The following is a 10088-nucleotide window of genomic DNA, read 5'->3' on the forward strand; positions in this document are numbered from 1 at the left end:
ATTGGCTGTTCTCATGGAGGATTCTCCCCCTCAATCTGAATCTGAGTTGATTCTACCAGATACGTGGGGGTGAAGGCATTACAAAATCAGTCAAAGTCGAGGCTGAAATCAAAACTAAACAGCCTCGTGTTCCGAAGGGGGGAGTAATGCAGGGGTCTTTTCCTTCTGAGCGCTAGAGCGCTACCCCCATCCGTGACGACTGAGGCTCTTCTCGAAGCAGGCGTTGATGTCGAGGACGGTCTCCACTTTCCACCCCTACCAGAACATTGAGCAGGCAATTGCCAAAGTATTACAGGCGGGGTGCATTCCATGTTTGGGTTGGTGGGGGGGGATTGGTCGGTTCCGTAGAAAAACCGATCCCAAACGGTTAGAATAGATGGCGATGCGGATCGTATTCATGGGAACCCCCGATTTCAGCGTGCCCACGCTCCAGTGGCTGATCTCCAGCGAGCATGAGGTGGTGGTGGCATACACGCAGCCGGATAAGTCTTCGGGGAGGGGGTTGACGGCCACTGCCGGTCCGATAAAAAGGGTGGCATTGGCTCACGGCTTAGCGATACTTCAGCCAGCGACTCTGCGAGATAAAATCGAAGTGGAGCGGCTAATCAACTTGAAGCCGGACGCTATCGTTGTGGCAGCTTATGGTCGAATGTTGCCTCAAGCGGTGCTGGACATCCCGAAGTTCGGTTGCCTGAACGTTCACGCTTCCCTTTTGCCGAAATATCGCGGCGCTTCACCGATTGCCGGTGCTATCCTGGCCGGGGACGAGGAAACGGGAGTGACTATTATGTTGATCGATGCCACTATGGATACGGGCCCTATTCTGAGCCAGAAGAGGGTGCCGATTGATCCCCAGGATACCACGGAAAGCCTGGAGACCAAACTTGCCGAGATCGGGGCGGACCTTATGATGCAAACACTCCCCAGATGGTTTGATTATTGCTTGACGCCTCAACCCCAAAAGCATGAGATGGCGACCTACACCAAGCCCATCGCCAAATCCGAAGGAGAGATCGACTGGAATCTGACTGCCGTTGAGCTTAGCCGCAGGGTTCGGGCTTTCTATCCCTGGCCGGGGTGTTACACTCGCTGGCAGGGTAAAACCCTCAAAATCCTAGAAGCGATTGCTTTGCCCTCGAAGTTGCCGGTTGAGCCTGGGAAGGTCGTAAGTCTATCGGATTCTGATGTACCGATTGGGGCGGGTACGAGGGAAGGCGTTCTAGGACTGCGAAAGATTCAACTCGAAGGGAAAAAAGCCATTTCAGTCGCCGAGTTTGTCCGCGGGCAGAGAGGATTCATCGGGGAGAAACTGGGGTAACTAACGAGTCATTGCGAGAAAGGGATACCGCCGGTGGCGGTATGCAAGAAAAGAGAAACCACCCTTATCGTCTTTCCGGCGAAGGCCGGAATCCAGTTGCTCTTAGACCTCGGTTTTCAACGGGGAGACGGATTCAGGATACTGTCCTTACAAGTAAGAAGTTTCTGAGTAGTCCCGATTTCTATCTCCTCGCAAATGTAATCAGGCCCAGGAATCAATTATGCGGGCGAAATCTTCCTATCGTCGCCAGTCCACTCGATCCGCCAGCCTTCGTCCGCCCATCAAGTGCAGGTGTAAGTGCGGAACCCTTTGCCCTCCATCGTGACCGGTGTTGATCACCAGCCGGTATCCCGAATCCGCAATGCCCTCTGTTTTGGCTATATCCCTGGCGATGCCGATCATCTTGCCCAGCATCAGAAAATTATCGTCTTGCAGATCATTGACACTGGCGATATGCTTGCGAGGGACGATCAGAATGTGTGTCGGCGCAAGCGGGTTGATATCCCGAAAGGCAAGAATCTCCTCGTCTTGATAGAGAAACTCGGTGGAAGTTCCCCCGGAGGCGATTTTGCAAAAAATACAAGGCATCTGCTTCTCCTCAAAAAATATAACTAACCGGAACAGGGTCAAATGTCATTCCGGACTTGATCCGGAATCCACGTCTTTTCTGGATTCCCGCCTTCGCGAGAATGACGATGGCGCGTTTAAACTACACACTAGCCTATCTGACTTTTGGCCCGCTCCAGATTCACCATCAGTACAAAAATATCCGCCGGCGTCACCCCATCAATCCGCGATGCCTGCCCCAGGGTTTGAGGGCGGAACCGGGTGAGCTTCTGGCGGGCTTCGAAGCGCAATCCGCCAACCTGAGCGTACTCCAGCCAATCCGGTATGCGCCGGTCTTCGATTCTATGCATCTTTTGAACGACAGCCTGTTGTCGCTCGATATAGCCCTGGTACTTGGCTTCGATTTCCACCTGTTCGGCACATTCCGGGATCAGCTCTGGATTGCCATAGCCGAGTCTGGCGATGATCTGGTAGGTTATCTCCGGTCGACGCAGGAATTCCAGAGCGCTGACGTTGTGGCCCATCGGAGGCAGGCCGAATGACTCCATCGGATCGGCAAGCCTGTCGGCAACCAGGCAGGTTTTCGAAAGCCGCTTGATTTCATCGGCAACGACATTCCGTTTGACCTCCACGGCCCGGTAGCGGGCTTCATCGATGAGGCCCAACTGATAACCGATAGGTGTGAGGCGCAGATCAGCGTTATCCTGACGCAAAAGCAGCCGATGCTCCGCCCGTGAAGTGAGCAGCCGATAAGGTTCGGTCAGATATTTGGTCACCAGATCATCGATCATTACCCCGATGTATCCCTGGTCTCTGCGAAGGATCAGGGGCGGTTTGCCCTTCACTTTCAGGGCGGCGTTTATGCCTGCGATCAATCCTTGCCCTGCAGCTTCTTCATAGCCGGTGGTGCCGTTGATCTGTCCGGCCAGGAAGAGCCCGGGAAGCCGCTTGGTTTCCAGTGTGCTCAAAATCTGGCTGGACGGCATGTAATCATATTCGATGGCATACCCGAAGCGAACCATTTCAACCTTTTCCAGAGCAGGTATGGACCGAATCATAGCCAGTTGCACATCCTCCGGCAGACTGGTATTCCCGCCCTGCAAATAGACTTCACCGGTTTCCCATCCCTCGGGCTCCAGGAAAAGCGGGTGCGCCGCCTTGTTGGGGAATTTCATGATCTTGTCCTCGATGGAAGGACAGGTGCGAGGGCCGATTCCCTGTATGCTTCCGTTGAACAATGGCGCGCGATGGATGTTGGCTCGAATGATCTCGTGCGTCTTCTGGTTGGTGGAAACAAGATAACAGGGGATTTGATCTCGCCATGAGGGCTGTCCGTTGAGAGGGTAAACAGGATTGGGACGCGGGAAGCTCATTGGATCGGGATGAAGGGAATCGAAGCTGAAATAGAGAGGTGTCGGACTCCCCGGCTGAACAACCGTTTTGGAAAAATCGATGGTCTTGGCATCCAGTCGCGGTGGCGTGCCTGTTTTGAGGCGTCCCAGTTCAAATCCCTGTTGACGCAGGCTTTGGGAGAGGCCGTAAGCCGCGAACTCTCCCGCCCGGCCGGCGGCAAAGCTCTTCTCACCTACAATCACTCGGCCGGCAAGTGAGGTTCCTGTCGTTAAGACAACGGTTTTTCCCTCATAGGTCCAGCCCGTGCTGGTGGTGATCTTGAGTATCCGATCGGCACCATCGCCGACTGGTTCCAGTCCTTCCACCAGCGCCTGCTTCATGTGGAGGTTGGGCTGTCTTTCCAGCGAGTGTTTCATCGCCAGCCCATAGAGTTTTTTATCTGCTTGCGCCCGTAGCGCCTGAACCGCCGGCCCTTTACCGGTGTTGAGCATTCTGATCTGGATGAAGGTCTTATCGGTGTTTCGTCCCATTTCCCCGCCCAAGGCATCGATCTCTCGAACCAGATGTCCCTTGGCCGGCCCGCCGATGGAGGGATTGCAGGGCATCAGCGCCGTTGTATCCAGATTCATGGTCAGGAGAAGGGTTTGGCACCCCATCCGGGCAGAAGCCAGAGAGGCCTCGCAACCGGCATGCCCGGCGCCGACCACAATTACATCGTAAATCATCGCATCAACATTCTATCATTATTGGGGCTGCTGAAACAGTGGCGAGATGTGGGCCATCAATGGTTGGGTGAATGTGTATCGCCGAACAGGATTACCCAAAACAGGCACCTGATGCGCAAATGACATTGACGGGTTTTGAGAGAATGGGTTATAATCAAAAAAACAGAGTTAAAAGGTGGTGCACGTATGGCCAATGAAACAGGGAAGCGGTATAAATGTTCCAAGTGCGGCGCGGAGATGATCGTCACCCGAGGCGGAAAAGGGACGGTCAGTTGCTGTGGACAGCCAGTTGAATTGAAGAAGTAGAGGGGGAATTTTTCACATGCCAAATCAATTAGGTAAGCGGTTCACTTGTACAGTCTGCAATACTGAGGTCCTGATCACCAAGGCAAGTGAAGGCACAGTTGAATGTTGCGGCAAGCCAATGGAGATGCAAACACCCAAGCCATTACCATCGTCTGACTAGTGTATCGAAGTAATTGTAGATAACGTCCAGCAGAATAGGAAAGAAGGGGCCATTCTAGCCCCTTCTTTTTGATTAGGGAAAAGATTTTGGCCAAACGATTTCATTACGGGGGCCAGGCAGTGATGGAAGGGGTGATGATGCGGGGGCCCAAGCAAGTGAAGGTGTCTGTGCGTCGACCGGATGGCGAGATTGTGTCCCAAACGGAACCGCTCAGCTCCATCTATACGGGCCGATTGCGCCAGGTATTCCTTCTGCGCGGCATCTTTGCATTGATTGAGATGCTGGTGCTGGGCATCAAGACGCTGATGTATTCGGCCAATGTGGCGCTGGAAGCGGAGCTGGAGGAGAAGCCCAAACCGGTAGTGATCTGGATTCCTATGGTTTTTGGCCTTGCCTTTGGAATTGCCCTCTTTGTGATCTTGCCGATGCTAATAACCAACTACGGCGTCGATAAGGTCACTGATTCTTCGATCCTCAGCAATCTGGCCGATGGCCTTATCCGGGTGTTGTTCCTCATTGCGTACATGGCATCCGTATCGCTCATCCCGGATATTCGGCGGGTGTTTGCGTATCACGGGGCCGAACATAAGACGGTGAATGCCTACGAAGCCGGAGCCCCTCTGGAGGTCAGCGAGGTTCAAAAGTACAGCACGGCGCACAGTCGCTGCGGAACCGGATTTCTTCTAATCGTAATGATGATCGCCCTGGTGGTTTTCGTTTTCACCGGCCAGCCCGCTTTATGGATTCGCTTGCTTTCGCGTATTATCCTTCTGCCGATCATTGCCGCGTTCGGCTATGAGCTGATTCATTTCACCGCGGATCGCATGGATAATAGCATAGTTAAAACGCTCATGCGTCCGAGTCTGGCCCTTCAAGCGCTGACCACCCGTCAGCCCGATGATCAAATGGTGGCGGTGGCCATAGAGGCGCTGAACGGGGTGCTGGAACCTGAAGCAATCCAACAACCCTCCGCGGGTTGACTCCGTTACTCTTCGCCGAGCTTCCGATAGAAGCAGGACCGGTTTCCGGTGTGGCACACAGGTCCGACAGGTTCCGCTTTGATCACGAGGGCGTCGAGGTCGCAATCGATGAGGATTTCCCTCACATTGATGAAATTCCCCGAAGTGGCTCCCTTGTGCCACAATTCCTTCCGGCTCCGGCTCCAGAACCATGCCTGTCTGCTGGCCCTGGTTCTTTCCAATGACTCCTGGTTCATATAGCCCAGCATGAGCACTTCTCCGGTGTTGGCATCCTGGATGATGGCCGGGATCAGACCTTTATCATCGAATTTTGGCATCATATCTCTCTTTCTAAGTGTAGATTTGCGCTATTCTTAGGGGCTGCGTTAACTCAACCCCCTAACCCCCAATCGTTGGGGGAAGGAAAAGGAATTTGGGGGACACCCCCAAACCCCCGATCAGGTCGAGGGCAGGCCCCCGGAAGGGAGATACCCCTTCACTCTCTGAAATTCCTCTCTCTCGATGGGAGAGTTTAGATGCTGTCCTGAGCTTATCGAAGGATAAGAGTGACCTCCCGACCCCCGAATCCTGATCCCACTGATTAACGATTCCTCAGTAAGCTCACGTCAGTTTTTGCCCGAATGGGCAGACCTTGATACAGATTCCACAGATCGTTTCGCCGACTGCGGGCAGCTTTGAGAACTTTTCGGTGAGCGTTTCCAGACACTTCGAAAAGTATAGTGCCTCATCTCTGTCCCGGTAGTGATCCTTTGTCCCGATGCCTTTTATGGCGCCGGAAGGGCAAGCATCACGGCATAGCATGCATCTTCCGCAACGGTTTTCCAGGGGAGCGTTGGCGATCAAAGGCGCTTGGGTGAGCACGGTCACCAAACGAACTCGCGGACCGTATTGCGGGGTGATCAGAAGCAGGTTTTTGCCGTGCCAGCCAAGCCCGGCCATGCGCGCTACGGCCACGTGGCTGATCGCTGCGCGCCATTCTTTTCGGTCCAGAGCCTGGGATGCCGGAATGGGAAGACTGGGGTATCCATCTTTCTGCAGGGCCATTGCAGTCCGAAAGGCGAGTTCATCCAGCATGCGGTTGGCAGTTTGATAGGTTCGGCTGTAAATGGGTGTGGGCTCATCCGTGATCATGCCAAACACTGCGGCCGGGAGCTGGATGGCAATCGAAACAGCACTCACAAAGCCGTCGAGCAGATTTGGGGGATCCACTTTCAGCTCTCTCAAGGGTTCAGCATTTGCGATGCCAACCAGGTCCGCCCCCAAATCTCGTATTCTGTTCTTGATTTGCTCAGTGTACTCAGAGGAATTCATTTCGATCTGCCCGATATGGATTGGAACTCAACGGATCACCTTTATGGCTTCCTTCAGGTCGATGTTTCCCGTGTAGATCGCCCGCCCGACGATGGCTCCTTCCACATTCAGATCAGCCAGCTTTTTGAGATGTTCGATAGAAGAGATGCCCCCGGCGGCAATAATTGCGGCCCCAGTCAGGGAGGATATCTCCGCGATCCCGGCAAAATTGGGTTCAGTCAGTGTACCATCGCGGGTGATATCTGTGTAGATGAATCGTTTGACCCCTTTGGCTTCCATTTCGCCCATCACCCTGGCGAGGGTCAGATTCCCGGCCTCTTTCCATCCCCGTCCTCTAACATAACCATCCTTGACGTCGATGCTCACGATCACTCTATCCCCGAACTGGCGGCAGGCATCCTTCACCAGATCAGGGTCTTCGATGGCGGCCGTGCCCAGGATGACCCTTTGAACGCCGAAATTGAATAACTGCTCCATGGTATCGATCTGGCGTATACCGCCGCCAACCTGAACCGGCATCTGAACTTGACTAGCGATCTTTTCGATGACTGGCCCATTGCAGAGTCTGCCTTCGGCAGCGCCATCCAGATCCACCAGGTGAAGTCTGGTCGCGCCTGCATCTTTCCAGCGCATGGCTATCGATACCGGGTCTTCCGAGAAGACCGTCTCTTTAGCGTAATCGCCCTGATAGAGGCGAACGCACTTTCCTTTGATGAGGTCTATCGCGGGAATGATCTCCATAAGTCATCAATCCTTCAAGCCAAAGTTGTTTTCCAGAAACCCAATTACTTGCTCTCTCACTAAGGGGTATTTCCAGCTGTAGTCATGCCCCGGAGCCCGGATGGAGTCATCCAGCTTGACGAAGGTGCCTGGCCGGAAGGCGCCGGCTAGATGGAGAGCGTTGTGAGTGAACATTGCCCACAGGTCGCCATTGGCTAAGGAATCCGAGGATTTGCCGTTGTAGTTCATCAGCAGGGTTTGCGGCATCGGCTCATCCTTATCCCAGAAGGGCAGACCGGCCAGAATGCTGAATACGCGAGGGTTGCCTTCTAGCAGTTTCATCACATCGATGGAATACATGGCCCCTGAACTGGTTCCTGCCATGATCACCCTGATATCAGGCAGCACAGCGGTGACGAAATGTATTTTCGCCGCCAGTTCATCCGCCTCCGGATATCGTGCCGATGTGAATGCTTTTAGTTCTCGGAGGATATCCGTCACACTGTCTTCGCATCTCTTGTATTCGATCAAGCCGCATTTGTAGCCATTACTCCAGAGCCAGGACTCTATTCCTCTGACTACGGTATCCCACTCGTCATCGACCTCGTCCAGAGGTGTGTTGCCCCAGCCTCCAGCGTTAAACATAACGAGAGCGTCGTAGCCATCGGCCGCAGAGAGCATGGAGAGCAGTTCTTTCTGGAAATCCTCGCATTTATCCTTGTCTTCGCCAAAAAGCTGTTGGGCTACCGAGTATGCCTCGTTCCTGGCGTATTCGGAATCTGCCACGAGTCCTGGAGTTATCACTATATCCGTCGGTGGCGGCTGATAGGCAAACCCTTCTATGGGGCTCTGATCGTTGCTCAGAACCACAGCCAGTGTGATAGACAAGAGCAATGCCGTGCAGATGACTATAGCTATCTTGGTTTTCACTATCGCCTCTGTTCGATTTAGTGTTACACGCTTTTCAAAACGCCCTTCAGAATGCCGATGGCCTCATCCACCTCTCCCCGTTGCGTGATGAGCGACGGCATGAAACGAATGGCATTGGGTTTCACCGCATTGACCAGGAGTCCCGCGTCAATGCAGGATTGGACCACTCTCCCGGCGATATCGCTATTGAATTGCAGGGCATAGAGCAAGCCTCTGCCGCGCACCTCGGTAATGAAGCCAAAGCTTGATTTCAGTTTTTCAAGTTCTGTCATCAGGTAGGCCCCGACGTCTTTGGCGTTTTGAAGCACGCCGTTTTCCAGGATGAACTTTAATACGTCATATCCGACGGCGCAGGCCAGAGGGTTTCCTCCGAACGTCGAACCATGCTCACCTGGAATGAAAACCGATGCGTGTTCTTTGGCCAGTATGGCTCCGATGGGGAAGCCTCCCCCCAATCCCTTGGCGATGGTCATGATGTCCGGCTCAATGCCCAGTTGCTCATAGGCAAAGAGCGTTCCGGTGCGTCCCATCCCTGTCTGTATCTCATCCAGCATCAGCAGCAGCCCATTTTCGTCGCACCATTTTCTCACTGCGGCAAAATAGCCCTTAGCCGGGATATTGATTCCGCTTTCTCCCTGTATCGGCTCCAGCATTACGGCGCAGGTGAGATCGGTGGTGGCCGCTTTTATGGCTTCGACGTTATCGTATTCGACGTTGACGAAGCCGGTGGGCAGAGGCACAAACGGATCCTGGAATTTGTGCTGCCCGGTGGCTGCGATGGTAGCCAGGGTGCGTCCGTGGAACGATCCGGTCACCGTGATAATCTCGTATGCGTGGTTGCGATGCATGTGTCCATACTTGCGGGCGATCTTAATAGCGCCCTCGTTGGCCTCGGCCCCGCTGTTGCTGAAGAAAATCTTATCCAGGCAGCTGTTCTGCACCAGAAGCTCGGCCAACCGAAGCTGGGGTATGGTGTAGACCAGATTAGAAGTCTGGATCAGCGTGCGGGCCTGCCGATTGAGGGCACCGATCATGACGGGATGGCAGTGTCCCAGACAGTTCACCGCCAATCCGCCGATGAAATCGAGGTATTCTTTGCCCGCATCGTCCCATACCCGGTTCCCTTCGCCGCGGACCAGCACCAGGGGCAGGCGCTTAAAAGTTGACATAAAGTATTTCTTTTCTATTTCTGGCCAGTTTGACATGTTTTTACCCTTTGAATGTCCTCTCGCTCAAATGCACAACGTAAGTATAATAAAACTCATAGTCCAAAGCAAATGCGCTCTGGTTAACGCTAGGGGTAGCGTTAACAGTTGGGGCGAGTCTGTTGTATGCGAAGATGACTTCACCTGTGTGGGTTGACGGTCATAATTTGCGATATCAGGTGATATAATACATTCGACGGATCAACAATTAGTAGAAGTCAATTAGAGAAAGCGCTTTGCTACAAAGCCACGGCGATTCATGATCCCAAAAGATGACAGGACCAAGGAACGAAAAAGGAGAAGAAAATGAATCAACAGGCAGAATGTTGTCCACGATTTCATCCGGATCCTTGGGACGGGAAAGAACTGAATTGGGAGAATAAACAATAGTGGGTATGCACTTTACTCAACCATATACCATATGTTGTGGATGGCCTCCTACGATCATTTGACGCGGCACGGGGGCACAAGCTATTGCCTGCTCCATCAGGCGGTAGAAGAGTAAACCTCGTG

At 53.4% G+C, this 10088-nt stretch carries 10 protein-coding genes; 3 read left to right on the top strand and 7 right to left on the bottom strand.

Going from position 1 to position 10088, the window contains the following annotated elements; translation table 11 throughout:
* Positions 1-376: 376 nt before the first annotated feature.
* Positions 377-1318, top strand: coding sequence for a methionyl-tRNA formyltransferase (gene fmt, locus PHV74_12135; protein ID MDD5095105.1), 942 nt, complete (start codon positions 377-379; stop codon positions 1316-1318).
* A gap of 237 nt (positions 1319-1555) precedes the next feature.
* Here the strand turns inward: fmt and PHV74_12140 are convergent, their stop codons facing one another.
* Positions 1556-1906: a histidine triad nucleotide-binding protein gene (locus PHV74_12140; GenBank protein MDD5095106.1), complete on the bottom strand. Its 351-nt coding sequence runs from the start codon at positions 1904-1906 to the stop codon at positions 1556-1558.
* 128 nt (positions 1907-2034) lie between these two features.
* A complete protein-coding gene (gene mnmG / locus PHV74_12145) occupies positions 2035-3963 on the bottom strand; it encodes a tRNA uridine-5-carboxymethylaminomethyl(34) synthesis enzyme MnmG (GenBank protein MDD5095107.1) in 1929 nt (642 codons plus the stop codon).
* A gap of 186 nt (positions 3964-4149) precedes the next feature.
* Between mnmG and PHV74_12150 the strand changes: the two genes are divergently transcribed.
* Complete coding sequence (locus PHV74_12150) at positions 4150-4269, top strand: desulfoferrodoxin (protein ID MDD5095108.1); 120 nt, start codon at positions 4150-4152, stop codon at positions 4267-4269.
* A gap of 246 nt (positions 4270-4515) precedes the next feature.
* Positions 4516-5409, top strand: coding sequence for a DUF1385 domain-containing protein (locus PHV74_12155; protein MDD5095109.1), 894 nt, complete (start codon positions 4516-4518; stop codon positions 5407-5409).
* A 5-nt stretch (positions 5410-5414) separates the two neighbouring features.
* Here PHV74_12155 and hisI read toward each other — a convergent pair whose 3' ends face one another.
* The 5 genes from hisI to PHV74_12180 form a co-directional block, all read right to left on the bottom strand.
* Positions 5415-5729, bottom strand: coding sequence for a phosphoribosyl-AMP cyclohydrolase (gene hisI / locus PHV74_12160; protein ID MDD5095110.1), 315 nt, complete (start codon positions 5727-5729; stop codon positions 5415-5417).
* A 280-nt stretch (positions 5730-6009) separates the two neighbouring features.
* Positions 6010-6720, bottom strand: coding sequence for a 4Fe-4S double cluster binding domain-containing protein (locus tag PHV74_12165; protein ID MDD5095111.1), 711 nt, complete (start codon positions 6718-6720; stop codon positions 6010-6012).
* Positions 6721-6747: 27 nt separating this feature from the next.
* Complete coding sequence (gene hisA / locus PHV74_12170; GenBank protein ID MDD5095112.1) at positions 6748-7461, bottom strand: 1-(5-phosphoribosyl)-5-[(5-phosphoribosylamino)methylideneamino]imidazole-4-carboxamide isomerase; 714 nt, start codon at positions 7459-7461, stop codon at positions 6748-6750.
* 6 nt (positions 7462-7467) lie between these two features.
* The gene (locus PHV74_12175; protein ID MDD5095113.1) at positions 7468-8370 is read right to left on the bottom strand and encodes a hypothetical protein; all 903 of its coding nucleotides are present in this window, start codon (positions 8368-8370) and stop codon (positions 7468-7470) included.
* Positions 8371-8393: 23 nt separating this feature from the next.
* Positions 8394-9575 carry an aspartate aminotransferase family protein gene (locus tag PHV74_12180; protein ID MDD5095114.1) on the bottom strand — a complete coding sequence of 394 codons (1182 nt, stop codon included), beginning with the start codon at positions 9573-9575 and terminating at the stop codon, positions 8394-8396.
* Positions 9576-10088: the final 513 nt, after the last annotated feature.

The organism is Dehalococcoidia bacterium (assembly GCA_028711995.1).
GTDB lineage: Bacteria > Chloroflexota > Dehalococcoidia > SZUA-161 > SpSt-899 > JAQTRE01.